Annotated in this window: 14 protein-coding genes; 4 read left to right on the top strand and 10 right to left on the bottom strand. The window is 69.9% G+C overall.

Annotation, left to right across the window (positions count from 1 at the left end):
* Positions 1-104 precede the first annotated feature (104 nt).
* Positions 105-1,532, bottom strand: a complete 1,428-nt coding sequence (locus BOX37_RS17015) for a CoA transferase (protein ID WP_240504903.1) — start codon at positions 1,530-1,532, stop codon at positions 105-107.
* A gap of 171 nt (positions 1,533-1,703) precedes the next feature.
* Here BOX37_RS17015 and BOX37_RS17010 point away from each other — a divergent pair, with 171 nt between their 5' ends.
* Entirely contained in the window at positions 1,704-2,447 is a 744-nt protein-coding gene (locus BOX37_RS17010; RefSeq protein ID WP_071928514.1) for an LGFP repeat-containing protein, read from the top strand.
* Between the two features lie 6 nt (positions 2,448-2,453).
* Here the strand turns inward: BOX37_RS17010 and BOX37_RS17005 are convergent, their stop codons facing one another.
* Positions 2,454-2,834 (bottom strand): DUF2784 domain-containing protein, encoded by a 381-nt coding sequence (locus BOX37_RS17005; RefSeq protein ID WP_071931591.1) that lies wholly within the window; start codon positions 2,832-2,834, stop codon positions 2,454-2,456.
* Positions 2,835-2,906: 72 nt separating this feature from the next.
* Positions 2,907-4,337 (bottom strand): SDR family oxidoreductase, encoded by a 1,431-nt coding sequence (locus BOX37_RS17000; protein WP_071928513.1) that lies wholly within the window; start codon positions 4,335-4,337, stop codon positions 2,907-2,909.
* 235 nt (positions 4,338-4,572) lie between these two features.
* Here BOX37_RS17000 and BOX37_RS16995 point away from each other — a divergent pair, with 235 nt between their 5' ends.
* Complete coding sequence (locus BOX37_RS16995; RefSeq protein WP_240504901.1) at positions 4,573-5,124, top strand: TetR/AcrR family transcriptional regulator; 552 nt, start codon at positions 4,573-4,575, stop codon at positions 5,122-5,124.
* On the opposite strand, the gene BOX37_RS16990 is transcribed toward BOX37_RS16995, so the two are convergent.
* The gene (locus BOX37_RS16990; RefSeq protein ID WP_071928512.1) at positions 5,121-5,477 is read right to left on the bottom strand and encodes a hypothetical protein; all 357 of its coding nucleotides are present in this window, start codon (positions 5,475-5,477) and stop codon (positions 5,121-5,123) included. The two genes, BOX37_RS16995 and BOX37_RS16990, sit on opposite strands and share 4 nt — an antisense overlap.
* Before the next feature lie 248 nt (positions 5,478-5,725).
* On the opposite strand from BOX37_RS16990, the gene BOX37_RS16985 reads away from it, so the two are divergent.
* Positions 5,726-6,424 carry a hypothetical protein gene (locus BOX37_RS16985; protein ID WP_071928511.1) on the top strand — a complete coding sequence of 233 codons (699 nt, stop codon included), beginning with the start codon at positions 5,726-5,728 and terminating at the stop codon, positions 6,422-6,424.
* 3 nt (positions 6,425-6,427) lie between these two features.
* On the opposite strand, the gene ligD is transcribed toward BOX37_RS16985, so the two are convergent.
* The 3 genes from ligD to BOX37_RS16970 form a co-directional block, all read right to left on the bottom strand.
* The gene (gene ligD / locus BOX37_RS16980) at positions 6,428-7,429 is read right to left on the bottom strand and encodes a non-homologous end-joining DNA ligase (RefSeq protein ID WP_071928510.1); all 1,002 of its coding nucleotides are present in this window, start codon (positions 7,427-7,429) and stop codon (positions 6,428-6,430) included.
* Entirely contained in the window at positions 7,426-8,505 is a 1,080-nt protein-coding gene (locus BOX37_RS16975; RefSeq protein WP_206045668.1) for an ATP-dependent DNA ligase, read from the bottom strand. Before BOX37_RS16975 ends, ligD begins: the two co-directional genes overlap by 4 nt.
* A gap of 132 nt (positions 8,506-8,637) precedes the next feature.
* A complete protein-coding gene (locus tag BOX37_RS16970; RefSeq protein ID WP_071928509.1) occupies positions 8,638-9,030 on the bottom strand; it encodes a cold shock domain-containing protein in 393 nt (130 codons plus the stop codon).
* Positions 9,031-9,247: 217 nt separating this feature from the next.
* Here BOX37_RS16970 and BOX37_RS16965 point away from each other — a divergent pair, with 217 nt between their 5' ends.
* Positions 9,248-10,771, top strand: a complete 1,524-nt coding sequence (locus BOX37_RS16965) for a condensation domain-containing protein (protein WP_240504900.1) — start codon at positions 9,248-9,250, stop codon at positions 10,769-10,771.
* Here BOX37_RS16965 and BOX37_RS16960 read toward each other — a convergent pair whose 3' ends face one another.
* The 3 genes from BOX37_RS16960 to BOX37_RS33350 are packed head-to-tail and all read right to left on the bottom strand — an operon-like array spanning position 10,772 to position 14,735.
* Positions 10,772-12,085, bottom strand: a complete 1,314-nt coding sequence (locus BOX37_RS16960) for a pyridoxal-phosphate dependent enzyme (protein ID WP_071928507.1) — start codon at positions 12,083-12,085, stop codon at positions 10,772-10,774.
* The gene (locus BOX37_RS16955) at positions 12,085-13,488 is read right to left on the bottom strand and encodes a type III PLP-dependent enzyme domain-containing protein (protein WP_071928506.1); all 1,404 of its coding nucleotides are present in this window, start codon (positions 13,486-13,488) and stop codon (positions 12,085-12,087) included. The genes BOX37_RS16960 and BOX37_RS16955 overlap by 1 nt, the downstream gene beginning before the upstream one ends.
* Positions 13,485-14,735 carry a heavy-metal-associated domain-containing protein gene (locus BOX37_RS33350; protein WP_240504898.1) on the bottom strand — a complete coding sequence of 417 codons (1,251 nt, stop codon included), beginning with the start codon at positions 14,733-14,735 and terminating at the stop codon, positions 13,485-13,487. The genes BOX37_RS16955 and BOX37_RS33350 overlap by 4 nt, the downstream gene beginning before the upstream one ends.
* Positions 14,736-14,740: the final 5 nt, after the last annotated feature.

The raw sequence follows: 14,740 nt of genomic DNA, 5'->3' as shown, positions 1-14,740 counted from the left end.
CGATGGAGCGGCCACCGCTGTGCCGAAAGCCTCGCTCGAGGGCCGTGCCGGGCTACTCGGTGGACGTTGCCGAGGCGGTCAGGGTGCTCGCCGGGGATCGATGTTCACCAGCGGGGATCGTGCCCGCCGTATTCCGGTGCGGGCCAGCGATAGTCGGCGTACTCGGCGAAAGCCGGTGCGGCGGTGGTGACAGCACCGTGGGTGACCGCGACCGCCGGGTCGGGCGGTTCGGCGGCGGGGTGGTCCGGTGTGCGGTCACCGGCGAGTAGCCAGGATGCGGTGCGGGCCAGCGAGACCCGGACATCACGGCCGTGCCCGTCGTCGGCGCGGGCTCGCAACGCGTCGATCGTCCCGGCGGCCAGCAGATAGCCCGAGGCATGGTCGAGCGCCTGGGCGGGCAGCGCACCCGGGCGGTCCATCGAGCCTTCGATCAGTGAGATGCCCGTCGCGGCCTGCACGATGCTGTCGAAGCCACGTCGGTCACCCCACGGCCCCGCGACACCCCAGGCCGAGACGCTCGCGTGGATCAGTCCAGGGCGAGTACGGACGCCGACTGTGGCGAGCGCGCCGGGTCGGTAACCGGTCACCAGGACATCGGCCTCGCTCAGCAGCTGCTCGAACAGTGTGAGGTTGGTGCGCAGATCGAGCAGGGTGGATCGTTTGCCCTGGCAGGTGTCGCGGAACTGCCAATCGATCTCGGACAGGCGGGGTGGATCGATGCGGAGCACATCGGCGCCGAGCAGCGCGAGAGTCCGGGTGGCGACCGGGCCGGCCAGCACCCGGGTCAGATCGAGCACCCGGATCCCGCGCAGGGGCCGGTCGACGGTGGGGGCATGCCTGGACAGGGCGCCGGACCGTGGTGGGACCCGTCCCGGCGTCGGTTGTGCCCTCCCGGTGGGTGATGGTGGACGGCCGGTGGTTCTGGTGCTGACCTGGTCGATCGACTCGGCAGTTGGCCGGTCGGCCGCTCGGCGGTCGAGAGCGACCAGTGGTCCCGCCGCCGCGGCGCGACCCATCGGACTGTCCGACCATTCGCCCTCCGCGCGCACGCGCACCGCGATCGCGCCCGCGTCGAGTGCCAGCACTTCGCACTCCGCACCCGGGAGGGCGGCCAGCCTGGCGCCGACCTGCTCGGCGTCGACATCGTCGGCCAGACCGAGTGCCGCGGCGAGGCGTTGGCGGTGATGGGGGTAGTTGGCATGCGTTCGTACCCAGCCATCCGCGGTGCGGAAGAACCCGGACAGGGGGTTGAAGATCGAGGGCACGGCGCCACGGTGACGGAACAGCCGCTCACTGGCGAACGTCGCGGACACCCGGGTGGGGTCGAGCACCACCGGCCGGGGAGCCAGCCCGCTCGCCGCGCGAAATCGGTTCACCGCCAGCTGTACCGCGGCGACCGAACCCCCGGCGAGCGGCCAGACCGGTAGCGTGGCCGCGAGCCGGGCACCCGGATCGGCGAGGTCGGCCCACGTCGACGGCGCGAGTCCCGGTCCGGCCTCGTAGGCGTGCACAAGCTGCTGCGCGGTGGTCACGTCGACCAGCGTAGCTGCGGAAACGATGGGTGAGGAGGTGCTGCGGGTGTCAATAGGACTGCCACGGAATGGATTCGGGCCCTGCGCTTCCCCGCGGTGCCGCTCGGTATCGGGGCGATAACAGCGGCCTGTGCGCCCGCCTCGGCGCAATCCGGGTGGCCGATCTGTTCGGTGACGACTTCGACGCAGACCCTCGCCACCGGATCGGCCATCGACGATCGATACAACGGTGACCCGGCACTGCGTGCTCTGCTCGGCGCCCCGACCGGCCCCGAACGCGAGAGCGAGGAGGGCGGGGTGTTCCTGCGCGACCATGCCGGCCCGCCGGAGGGCCCGGGAACCCTGTACTCGCGGGCCGGCACCGGCGTGCACGAGGTACACGGCCTGATCAAGGAGACGATGTGGAACGTGGGCGGGCACCGCGCGACCGGTGTCCCGATCACCGATGAGTGCCCGACCGCCGCACTCGGTGGCCGCTACAGCCATTTCAGCCGCGGTGGAACCACCCCGGAGGCATCGATCTACTGGCGGCCGGGGACGACGGCGCACTGGGTGCACGACTACGGGCAGGGCGGCTACGGCATCCACCGGAAGTGGGCCGACTCGGACTGGGAGAGGGGTCGCTACGGCTGGCCGACCACCCACACGATGAGCCTGGAGAACGGCTGGTACAACCACTTCACCGGCGGCGACTGGCAGGGCGCGTCGATCTATTGGAGCCCGCAGACCGGCGCGCACGGTGTCAACGGATTGATCCGCGGCCGGTGGGCCCACCTCGGCTGGGAACGCTCCTACCTCGGCTACCCGGTCAGCGACGAGTACGACATCCCCGGCGGCAAGCGCAGCGACTTCGCCGGCGGCTGCGTCACCTGGAACAGCGCGACCGGCGCGGTCAGTGACTCCGCTCGCTGCTGAGAGGCATCAGATGGCACCTGAGCTCATCCGGCGGTGCCGTTGGTGCAGGCGCAGATACCCGAGCCAGGACACCAGCACCGTCACCGCCGCGAGCACGCGCACCAGACCCAGCGCGCTGTCGGGGTAGATCACCCCGGTCAGGTAGTGGTCGATGAAGCCGGTCGCCGGCAGTTCGGCCACTCCGGCCTGCCGGCGCGCCCAGTTCTCGGCGTAGGTCAACGGGCAGTCGAAGCCGATGAGGATGATGCCGAAACCCCACGACGCCGCCAGCAGATGCAGGCCGATGGTGCGCGGCCACCGCCACGCCACGAAACCACCGACGACCACGTACGCGATGAACGCGGCGTGCATGACGGCGATGACATCGACCAGCACCCGGAACGGCACCCTTCCAGGATAGTTCGTGGCCGAGCCCGGATTCATGATCGACATTCCGGTTCGGCATCGCCTGGCTGGCGATCACCACGGGGAGGGCTGGTAGTCCTTGAGGAAGCAGCCGTACAGGTCGACGCCGTTCTCACCCTGCACGATCGGGTCGTAGACGCGGGCGGCGCCGTCGACGAGGTCGAGCGGGGCGTGGAAGCCCTCCTCGGCCAGCCGGACCTTGGTGTAGTGCGGGCGCTCGTCGGTGATCCAACCGGTGTCGACGGCGGTCATCAAGATCGAGTCGGCCTCGAACATCTCGAGCGCGCTGGTCCGGGTGAGCATGTTCAGCGCGGCCTTGGCCATGTTCGTGTGCGGATGGCCGGGACCCTTGTAGCCGCGGCTGAACTGACCCTCCATGGCCGAGACGTTCACCACGTACTTGCGGCGCCCGGCCGCGGCGGCCATCGCCGGACGCAACCGCGAGACCAGGATGAACGGCGCGACCGAATTGCACAGCTGCACCTCGAGCAGTTCGGTGGCGTCGACCTCGGCGACCGTCTGCACCCAGCTGTTGGTGTGCGCGAGATCGGGCACGAGCCCGCCGGCGTCGATGGCGACACCGGCCGCGATCCGCTCCGGCGTCGCGGACCCGGCGACGAGGGCGAGTTCGGCCACGTCGACGGCCGACAGCGACGGAGTCAGCGAGGCGGTGAGCGCGGTCGGGTGGGCCTGCATGGTCTTGCCGAAGCTGACCATCTCCGGCAGCATGCCCGCGGGCAGGGGCGCGGCTTCGGCATCGACGAGCGCGCTGTAGGCGCCCGCCGAGCGGCGCACGGTCTGGGCGGCGTTGTTGATCAGGATGTCCAACGGTCCCTGCGCGGCGACATCCTCGGCCAACGCGACGACCTGGGCTGGATCGCGCAGGTCGATGCCGACGACGCGCAGCCGGTGCAGCCAGTCGGCGCTGTCCTCCATGGCGGCGAAGCGCCGGATCGCGTCGTTGGGGAAGCGGGTGGTGATGGTGGTGTGCGCGCCGTCGCGCAGCAGCCGCAGCGCGATGTACATGCCGATCTTGGCGCGGCCACCGGTGAGCAGTGCGCGCTTGCCGGACAGGTCGGTGCGGGCGTCGCGCTTGGCGTGGCTCGCGGCGGCGCAGTCGGGGCACAGCTGGTGGTAGAACGCGTCGACCTGGGTGTAGCGCTGCTTGCAGATGTAGCAGGGTCGCGCGCGCAGCAGGGTGCCCGCGCTCGCGCCGCTGGTGGCTGAACTGATCGGAATGCCCGCGGTCTCGTCGTCGATGCGCTGCGGCGAGCCGGTGGCGGTGGCGGCGATGACCGCGCGATCGGCGGTGGCGACCTGTTCGCGCGCCTCGATGCGCCGCCGCTGCTTGAGCTTCTTGAACATGTGCCCGACCGCGCGCTGCACCGCGATCGAATCGGGGTGTTCCTTCTCGAGCTGCCCGGCTAGTTCCAGTACCCGCAGACAGGTCGCCAACTCGTCCGGATCGATCATGTTCTCGGTCATCGGGGAGTGCGGCATTCCTTCGTGCGGGAGCGGTGGACGTGAACCATTGTCGCATTGGCCGCGCGCCAGACCCGCTGGGTATCGTGGTGCACCGTCGCCGCAACCGCGCGGCGACCACCGAACCCGACGGAGTCCGCCGATTTCCCCGCTCGACACCGATACCGCAGACGCGCCGCGCCGGCGCAGGCTCGAACCCGACGAGCGACGCGCGCAGATCTTGGCCTGTGCCATCGATATGTTCGGCGAGCGGCCGTACGCGGCGGTCTCGACCGCGGAACTGGCCCAGCGCGCGGGAGTGGCTCGCGGCCTGATCAACCACTATTTCGGCAACAAGCGCGACCTGTATCTGGCGGTCGTGCGCCGCATGGTGACCCTGCCGCGGCCCGAGAAGGTGTCGCTGCCCGAGGGCACCCCCAGCGAACGCGTCGACGCCATCGTCGGCTGGCTGCTCGACACCATCGCCGAACACGGCACCACCTGGGTGAAGGTCACCAGCCACGAGGGCGTGGGCGACGACCCCGAGGTGCAGCAGATCCTCGACCAGGCCGACGACGCCGCCGCCGAGCGCATGCTGGTGATGATCGGGCGCCCTGAACTGGCACACAGTGCACAGTTGCGCGCACTGGTCCTCGCCTACGCGGGACTGGTGAAGGTGGCCGGGCGCGAGTGGATCACCCGTGGGACGCTCACCAGGGACCAGGTGCATCGACTGCTGGCCGACACCCTGCGCACCGTGATCACCGAGACCATCCCGGCCGTGGAACCACGCCCGGGCGCGGTGGACTAGGTACCGAGCCCACCGCGCGGGTTCGGCATCGCGATCTCGCGGACGCTGTAGCGCTGCGGGCCGAGGTGCCCGGGCGCGTGCCCACTGCGGCCGTAGGCGAGCTCGATTCGCTCCTCGCGGCGATGCTCGAACATCAGTGCTGCCAGTCCGCCGAGCAGGAAGACCGCCGTCGCGATCCCGGCGACCACCGCCCAGCCGAGATGTCCAGAGCCCGCGGCGACCAGGGTGCAGGCCAGGCCGACCAATCCGATTCCGCACGCGATGATGCCGGGCACGTTGTAGTCGTCGGCGAGCAGGTCGCCCGCCTGGGCGTGCCAGTGCTGCCGGTCTGCCGGAGTGCTGCTATCGGACATGGGTCCTCCTCGCGAGCCGCGGATGCGCGCAGCGGCTCACCCATGACCAGCATGGACCCGGACCGCTCGCACTGGCAAAGATGTTTGCCGGTTCGTTACCCGTGTCGATACCCCTGGATTCGGGGGCGGGCCAGCGGGAACGCATTTGCCGTTTGCGCTGACCGGTCGGTCGGGAGTCCTTATCCTCGTCGCGTAACCCGGCGTTTCGCTGCGCGCGCCGGGGAGATCGGAGAGGGACCCGGGGTGTGATGGCACGATACGAGGAATGGGATGACGACCCCGAGGACGAGGCGGACGATCGGCGCTGGAACGGTCAGCGCTGGCCGCACGCCACTGCGGCGGAGGCGGAGGCCCGCACCGGTGGGCAGCCACGGGTGAATCCTTACGCGATGGTGGCTTTGGCCGCCGCGTTGGTCCTGCTGTTCCCGATCGCGATCGTATTCGGTTTGCTGTCGTTCGGGCATCCGCGCGGCCGGGGGATCGGGGTGTTCGCGCTGCTGCTCGGCATCACGGAGGTGGCGGCGCTGGCCGTGGTGGGGCTCGCGATGTTCGGCGGACTCGACGTGGAGCTGCCGAATCTCGCCACGACGACAATGACGACCCAGGTGTCCGCGCAGGGCACGCCGTCCGCGACGGTGGTCCCGGTGGTGAGTCCAGCCGAGGACGGCGCGGCCGAACCGAGCGTCGGCGTCGTGGAGAAGGGCACCGCGTGCCCGGCCGAACGGGTCGGCCTGATCGGCGTCGCGGCAGACGGTGCCACGTTGCTGTGCCTGCGCGGAGCCGACGGATACACCTGGTCGGGGCCGTACCGGGTCGCCGGGTCCTACTACACCGAGGGGACGAGTTGCGATCTGTCGGTGGACAAATCGGGTCGCACCTCCGACCACCGCGCGCTGGTGTGCGAGGGCCGAGGCGGCGTCGGCGCCTGGGTGCCGTGGATCGAATAGGTCCTACTCGGTCTTCTTGGCGCGGCTCGGCTGCACGCGGGGCGGTTCGTTCGGCATCTTGGGGTATTGCGGCGGCCAGGGCGCGTCCATCAGTCCGGCGGCCATGTCACGCTCGGACATCTCCAGCAGCGGCTGGATCGACTGCGGCGCGCGGTCGGCCCACGGATCACCGTGTTCGGCCAGGCGGGCGGGGACGGTGGCGAGGGTGAGTTCGTCGGGCACGATCGTGTCGAGTTCGGCCCAGGTGATCGGGGTGGAGACCTGCCCACCAACCTTGGGACGCACCGACCAGGCGCCGAACACGGTCTTGTGCGGTGCGTTCTGGTTGTAGTCGATGAACACCCGTGACCCGCGTTCCTCCTTCCACCAGTGCGCGGTGATCTCCTCGGGATAGCGGCGTTCCAGCTCTCTGGCGAGCGCGACGGCGGCCGCGCGCACCGCGTAGCCGTCCCAGCGCGGTTCCAGCGCGGCGTAGATGTGCAGCCCACGCGAGCCGGAGGTCTTGACCCGGCAGTCGATGTCGTATTCGGTCAGCAGATCGCGGGTGCGCACCGCGGCGCGGCGCAGATCGTCGAAGCCGATACCGGGCGAGGGGTCGAGATCGATCCGCAGTTCGTCGGCGATGCGCAGGTCGCCGACGTGATTGGGCCAGACGTGAAAACCCAGGCAGCCCTGGTTCACCGCCCACAGGACGTGCGCGAGATCGTGGGCGACCAACGCGTCGCTGGTGGTGCCGTTGGGGGTGGACACCTCCACGGTCCGCAACCATTCCGGCGCCGACTTGGGTACCCGCTTCTGGAACCAGGACTTGCCCGAGGCGCCGTCTGGATAGCGTTCCAGCAGCAGCGGACGGTCCCCGATCACGCCGAGTAGTGGCTCGGCGACGGCCTGGTAGTAGCGGACCAGGTCGAGCTTGGTCTCTCCGCGCTTGCTGAAGTAGACCTTGTCCGGATTGCTGATCGAGAGGGTCCGCCCGTCCACCTCGACCTCGACCGCCGCGCTCATCGCCGGGCTCCGAAGATCGCGTCGAGCTCGGCCGGCGCCACCTCGTCGAGCTGGGCGTAGGTACACGACGCCGGGGTGCGGTCGGCGCGGAAACGGACCAGTCGCCCGCCGTGCCGGAATCGCCCCGACTGCACGTGCTCGTAGCGCACCTCGGCGACCAGTTCCGGCCGCAACGGCTCCCACGACAGATCCTTGCCGCCGGTCCAGCGGCTCACCCCGCCCGGCATCTTGCCCTCGGCGTTGGCCTGGGCCACCGCGTCGGCCCAGTCGCGCCACGGGTGATCGACCAGCGCGTTCTCGCGCAGCGGCGCCAGCTCGCCGAGCAGTTCCCGTCGGCGGGCCGCGGTGAAACTCGATGCCACGCCCACGTGATGCAGATTGGCCTCGTCGTCGAACAGACCGAGCAGTAGCGACCCGACGCCTTCGCCGTCCTTGTGCATCCGGTAGCCCGCGACCACACAGTCGGCGGTGCGCTCGTGCTTGACCTTGAGCATCACTCGCTTGTCCTGCAGATAGGCCAGGTCGTCGGCCTTGACCATGACGCCGTCGAAACCGGCGCCCTCGAACCGGGTGAACCAGTCCTGGGCCACGTCGGGATCCTGGGTGATCGGGGTGAGATGGATGCGGCCCGGCGCCGCGTCGAGCAGCGTCTCGAGCTCGCGTCGGCGTTCGGTGAACGGCTCGCTGGTCAGGTCCCGATCGCCGTGGGCGAGCAGGTCGAAGGCGACGAAGCTGGCCGGTGTCTCCACCGCGAGCTTGTTCACCCGGGACGCCGCCGGGTGCAGCCGCTGCTGCAGGGTGTCGAAATCGAGGCCGGCCTCGGTGACGACGACGATCTCGCCGTCGACCACACAGCGGTGCGGTAGCGCGGCGGCCAACAGGTCGACCAGCTCCGGGAAATACCGGGTGAGCGGACGATCATTGCGCGAACCCAGCTCGATCTCGTCGCCGTCGCGGAACACGATGCACCGGAACCCGTCCCACTTGGGTTCGTAGCTCAGCCCGGGGTCACGCGGCAGCGATGGTGTCGACTTGGCCAGCATGGGGCGCACTGGCGGCATCACCGGTAGATCCATCAGATCCTCCTCGCGGGTGGTGGTTCACCCGTGTCGACGTCGCGAGCACGCCCGATTCATCGGCCCGCGTCCCGATCGTAGGTCGGCGCACCGACACAGCGACGGACTTCGACAGCGCGTTGGCGCGCCAGGTCAGGAGTCGAGCCAGCCGTGTTCGTCGGCGAAGATGGCGAACCGGTCGCGGATGGTGATGATCTCGGCCGCGGTGAGGGCGGGGGAGGCGTCGAGCAGCAGTTCGGTGATCTGCTGGCGGAGTTCCTCGGGGGTGAGCCGTTCGCCACCGGCCCGTTCCTTGCGGGCCTTGGGCGCGGTCGCGGGCTGGCCGACGGCGGTCAGGTTGACGGCCTTGGGTCCGCGATCACCCTCGGTGACATCGAATTCGAACAGGCGACCCTGGCGCAGTTCGTCCTCGTCGAGGCCGATGTCGTTGACATGGACGAACACGTCGGGCCCGCCGTCATCGGGGCGAATGAATCCGAAACCCCGTGAACCGTCGAACGACACCAATTTCCCGATGGACACCAACCAGCTCCTCGCTCCGCTTTCCCGAGCCAACTGTAACGTGGCTTTTGGGCGTTTTTTCCAGAAAATGGATAGTCCGGGAAATCGATGCGCGGTCCAGGCTGGTGGACCGGCCACGGTCACAACCCGGTAACTGATTGTTCACGTGCGGTCGTTAACGTCCCACACCTGAGCTGGATGGTGTGGAGGTCGTAGGCGAGTGTTGGACCCCGGTGCGGGGATGAGGTCGGGGGGATACGAGGCCGGTCGCGGCGTGCTGGTGACGACGCGGCGAACCGGGACCGACGCGGTGTGCTTCCGCCCGCCGATACCGCCCGAGGCGGTACTCGTGCCACGGCGGCGGCCCGCGCGGGTGCCACTGGCGCCGGCCCAGGAGCGGATGTGGCAGGCCGCTCGTCTCGGCCGGTCGGCGGACTGGAATGTGGCACGGGCCATGCGGTTACGGGGCGCGTCCATCGATGTGCCGGCCCTACGTGCGGCCATCGGGCACCTGGTCCGGCGGCACGAACCGCTGCGGACCCGCTATCCGGCGACCGAGCACGGACCGATCCAGGTGGTCGTCGACCCTGCCGAGGTCGTCCTCGATGTGTCCGAATGTGTCGTCACCGAAGCGGAACTCGCGCCGGCGATCGCCGCCCTGGCGCGCCTGCCCTTCGATCTCGACACAGATCTCCCGCTGCGGGCGCGGGTGTACGTGCTCGGACCCGACGACGTTGTGATCGCCCTTGTCGTGCACCACATCTCGGTCGACGGCCGGTCGATGGCCCCGCTGATCGGTGACCTGATGATCGCTTACCAGGCCTGCCGCGTCGGAGCCACGCCGGACTGGGCGCCGTTACCGATCACCTACAGCGACTACACGCTGTGGAAGCACGAACAGCTCGGGGAGTTCACCGACGAGTGGAGCCGGGCCACCCATCAGCTGCGCTACTGGGCCAACGCGCTGGCCGGGCGACCCGCGCTGCTCGACCTGCCCGTGCGCGAACCGTCGGGCCCGCCGGCAGATCCGGCCGCCGGTGCGCTGTTGCCGATCTCGTTCGACGCGCGGACCCACGCCGGTCTGCTCCGGTTGGCCAAGGACGGGCGGGCCAGCCTGTTCATGGTGCTGCAGGCCGCCTTCGCGATGGCCGTCGGCGCGTTCGCCCGCAGCGCGGACGTCACCGTCGCCACCACGGTGTCGGGTCGCGATGATCGGCTGCTCGACGACCTGGTCGGCAACTTCTCCGACGATGTGCTGATGCGGGTGCGCCTGGATCGCGCGGGTGACGTCGGCGAACTCGTCGACCAGGTTCGCCGGGTCGCGCTGGCCGCCTACGCCCACCCCGACACCCCCAACCCCCGGCTCAAGCGCTGCCTGCTCCAGGACGCCACCTTCCCGCTGTTCCAAGCGACACTGATCCTGCAACGCGCACAGGCACCCCGCACCACCGCGGAACCCGGTGCAGTGTCGGGCCTTTCGATCACCGATGTGCCGACCGGCGTGATCAGGGCCAAGCACGATCTCGAGTTCGGGCTCACCGAGCACTACGACCTGCACGGCGCGCCCGCGGGAATCGATGGCTCCTTCATCTACCCGACCGCCCGGTTCGACGACGACACCGCCGATCGGTTCGTCGCCCACTTCCACGCGGTCGTCTCCCTGCTCGCCGACGGCTATCGCGGGCCACTGGCTCCCCTGCTGGCCGGCACGGGTCGTGCCCGTTCATCGGCGCCTGCTCGTCGGGCGGTGGGGGTGCTGGTCTGATCAGCCGCCACGCTCCAGTGGGTGGCCCGCGTCGCGCCAGGCGATGATCCCGCCCGCCAGGCTGTATGCCTGGTAGCCGGCTCGGTGTGCCAGCGCGGCGAAGCGCAGGGAGGTCTCGCCGATCGGGCACACGAACACGACCGGTCGGGAGCGGGGGAACGGCACACCCTGGGTGAGCATGTCGTCGAGTTGGTCGTCGCGGATGTTGAGTGCGCCGGGAACGTGCCCGACGCGATAGGCCATGGCGCCGCGGGTGTCGACGACGGTGGGCCTGCCGGTGCGGTCCAGTTCGGCGAGCGCGTCGGGCGTCAGAGTGGGCGCGGGGTCGTCCGGTCCGGGTGCGGGCGGAGCTGTCGGTGTGCCGAACAGATCGGGTCGGCGCTTGGCGAAGTAGGACAGATACGGTTCGAGCCGATCGCACACGATCAGGACCGCGACCACCGGACGATCAGCCGGGCGTGGTGCGGCGGCGAGGGTGCGCAGGGCGGCGGCGTATCCGGCGCCACTGGTGGGTCCGGCGAGCACGCCGTAGCCGCGGACCAGGTCGAGGGTGGCGGTGATCGCGGCCGCCGAATCGACGGTGACGATCTCGTCGTAGAAGTCCGGCCGGAACAGCCCGACCTCCCACATCTCGCGCTCGGAACGGATCCCGGGGATGAAATCGAACCGGTCCGAGACCACCCCGATCGTGCGCAGGGCCGGATGGTTGGCCAGCAGCGCGGTGGCGGTGCCGCGGGTCGATCCGGTGGTGCCGAGGCCGCCGATCAGGTAGTCGAGGTGGGTGATCCCGGCGTCGGCGAGATCGGCGGCGATCTCGGTACCGGTGCCCTCGTGATGGGCGGTGACATTGCGCTCGTTGGTGTATTGCGAAGGGTGATACCACTGGTGCGGTGCCTGACCGATGGTGTGCTCGATAACCGCCGAGACATCGTCGGCGGCATGGGGATCAGGGCACTCCGACAGGCCGGGCAGTTCCACGATCTCGGTCCCCAGCAGTTGCAGCAGCTGCCGCACCTCGGCCACCCTGATCCGGTTGGTCACCGCCCGCAACGGAACGCCGTGCAGTGCACCGAGGACCCGCAGCGCCTTGGCGGTGTTGCCGCTGGAGGCCTCGATGAACGACTGCCCGCCCGCGGCGACCCGATCGAGGTCGTCGCGGATCATCGCCCAGGCCACCCGGTCCTTCACCGAACCGAACGGATTGTGCGACTCCAGTTTCGCGTAGAGCTCGACCCCGTTCAAGCCGTGCACCGCGGGGTCGAGGCGCAGCAGGGGAGTGTTGCCGATGAGCTCGGTGATGTGGGAGTAGACCATCAGCGCGCCTCGGGGCGGTAGTCGCCATCGGGACACAGCACAAAGCCGCCATCATGATGCAGCACAGCGACTTTCGCTGGTAGCGGGTGCATGCCGGCCTGTGCCGCCGACAGATCCGTGTGATAGGCGGCGGTATTGGCGAACACCACCGGGTCGCCGGGTGCGGGGAGCCCGGCGATCCGCACCACCCGTTGGGTGATCAGATCCCGTTCCAGACACAGGTGCCCGGCGAAATACACCCCGACCGCCCCGGATTCGGGTCGCTCGGCGAGCACGATCGGATCGATGAGGACCTCCTGATCGGCGGCGGTCACGGTATCGCGGCTGAGATCGAGATGCACCAGCCGCGCGCCGTTGCCCGCCCGTTTGACGAATTCGACCTGTGCCACGGTGATTCCGGCCTGGTCGACCAGCGCCTTGCCCGGTTCCAGCCACATTTCCAGGAGATTGTCGGCGAGCACCGTGCCCAGTGCCCGCCCGCCGTGACCTGGCAGCGGCGCGGTGAGCAGTTCGGCGAGGATGGCCGCGGCCGGCTCGGTATTGGCGTACTTGTGGAACACCGGACTGCCGTGCGCGATGCCGTCGGCCACGTGGTAGCCGAACGTGTTCGCGCCCCAGTGCATCGCTTCACCGTGCCCGAGCAGGCCTGCCCGCAGGGCGGCATCGTAGGCGTCGTAGTTCGCGGCGTCGGCGGTGAAGACCTGACGCAGGCCGCCACCGACATCGAGCACCGTCGGCGCGAGGTCTCGTGCGTAGGCCCGTTCGATCAGGTCTAGGCAGTCGCCCACCGCCAGGACTCGTTCGGCCGTCGCGGCGGTGTCGAGGTGGAATGCCACCCCGAGGAATCGCAGCCGCTCGCGATGGCGGACCAGCAGATCGAAGGCTCGGTCGACCTCACTGAGGTCGACCCCGAACCGGCTCGTCGCGCTGCCCGCGAAGCCGGACACTCGGAGCAGGACCGCGACATTCGTCGTCGCCAGCTCGGCCAGCTGCTCGAGTTCCCAGAGATTGTCGGCGTTCACCGTCACCCCGGCGGCCAGCGCGGCACGCAGCAGCCCGCCTCCCTTCGGCCCGGTCACCTCGATGCGGTCCGGCGGGAACCCGGCGGCCAGCGCCGAACGCAACTCCTGGACCGAGGACACATCGACGGCGATCCCCGCCCCTGCGGCGGTCCGGACGAACGCCGCCGAGTTGTTCACCTTGTGCGCGTAGCAGATCCGGTAGCGCGCGGCTCCGGCGTCCGACACGGCCCGCAGCGCGGCGAGGTTCGCCTCGAACACCTGCGGGAACACCAGATGCAGGGGCGAACCGAACCGGTGCAGCGCCGCGCGCACGGCGTCGCGGTCGCCGAGAAAGGCGGCCACGAGCGGATGCAGCGCGGCGGGGACGGCGGGCGGGGTCATCCCACCGACGCGCCGGGGGCCGGCGCCGACGCGTCGTCGACCGGGTTGTAACCGCCGTCGCGCAGCGCCTCGAAGACCCGGAACCGGTTGCGAGGGCTTCGGATCCCCGCGACCACGCGCTTGGCCTCCAGATCGATCTCCACGACCGGGATGTCCATCGACTCGAGCAGGGCCGTGATCGTCCGGACGCAATGCCGACAACTCATATCGGGCACCGAGAACACGCCGTCGTCGCCGCGGGCGTCGTCCACCACCGCCACGGTGGTGTCCTCGACCACCTCGACCGTGTCCGCCAGCGCGGCGAGGGTCTCGACGAACCGGTCGACGACCGTCGCCAGCACGTGCACGGTGGTGCCGTCGACCGCCCGGGGCGCAGCGGCCAGGCAGGTGGGCCTGGTACCCGGCGCGAGCAACGCGTACTGACGGGAGATCAGATCGAGGTCGTCGTGGTACTTGGTCACCGCTGCCTCGTTGTCGAGCCCCTCCTCGGTGGTCGCCCGGCCCATCACCGCACCCGCGTCGGCGATGGTCGCGTCCTTCATGGCCCGCAGGGTGGCGATCGACTCGGCGGTGTAGCGCACACTGCCATCGGGTTGGGTGGCCAGGCGCACCGGGATCATCCCGCGCCGGAAGGTGGAAGCCTGCAATTCCCAGAACCAGCGGGTGGCCACCGCGGCGAAGATGCCGGAATCGCGCAGGCCCGTGGCGAGCTCGACGATCCCGCGATAGGGCGTGTCCGCCGCGATCAGCCCGTGCTGGACCAGCGCGCGTCCCGCCGCCTCCACACCGACCCGGAAGATCTCGTGCGGATCGTGATCGGTGGTGGTGGCGGTGAGCACGGCCTGGTCCAGGGCGGGCAGGTCGGCGGCACGCTCGGGCAGCCCGGCGTCCGCGAGGGAGCGCCACAGTGCCAGTACCGTTTCGCGCGCGAGGACGGCGAGTGCGGGACCGGCGCCCGCAGTGTGGAAGTACCCCGTATTGGGCACGCCCGCGCTGTCGGTCCAGGTGATCCGATGCGTCGCGCTGGTCACCTGCTCCGGACGACACGGGCGCATGAACCGTTCCAGATACATCCGCTGTGACTGGGTCAGGTGACTACCGGCCTCGGGCTGTAGAGCCGTGGCACGAAAGGTGATTCGCGCCGGTGCCGCGATCTCGGTGGCCGCGAAGAGGCCGGGGGCGGCCAGGCGGGCCAGTACCTCGGACGCACCGCGGCGATCGTAGTGTGGCGCGGGGGATGTACCCATCGTTG

This window comes from Nocardia mangyaensis (genome assembly GCF_001886715.1).
GTDB classification, from domain to species: domain Bacteria; phylum Actinomycetota; class Actinomycetes; order Mycobacteriales; family Mycobacteriaceae; genus Nocardia; species Nocardia mangyaensis.
The sequence above is the reverse complement of the archived record's forward strand: the minus strand, read 5'-3'. Positions and strand labels throughout refer to the sequence as shown.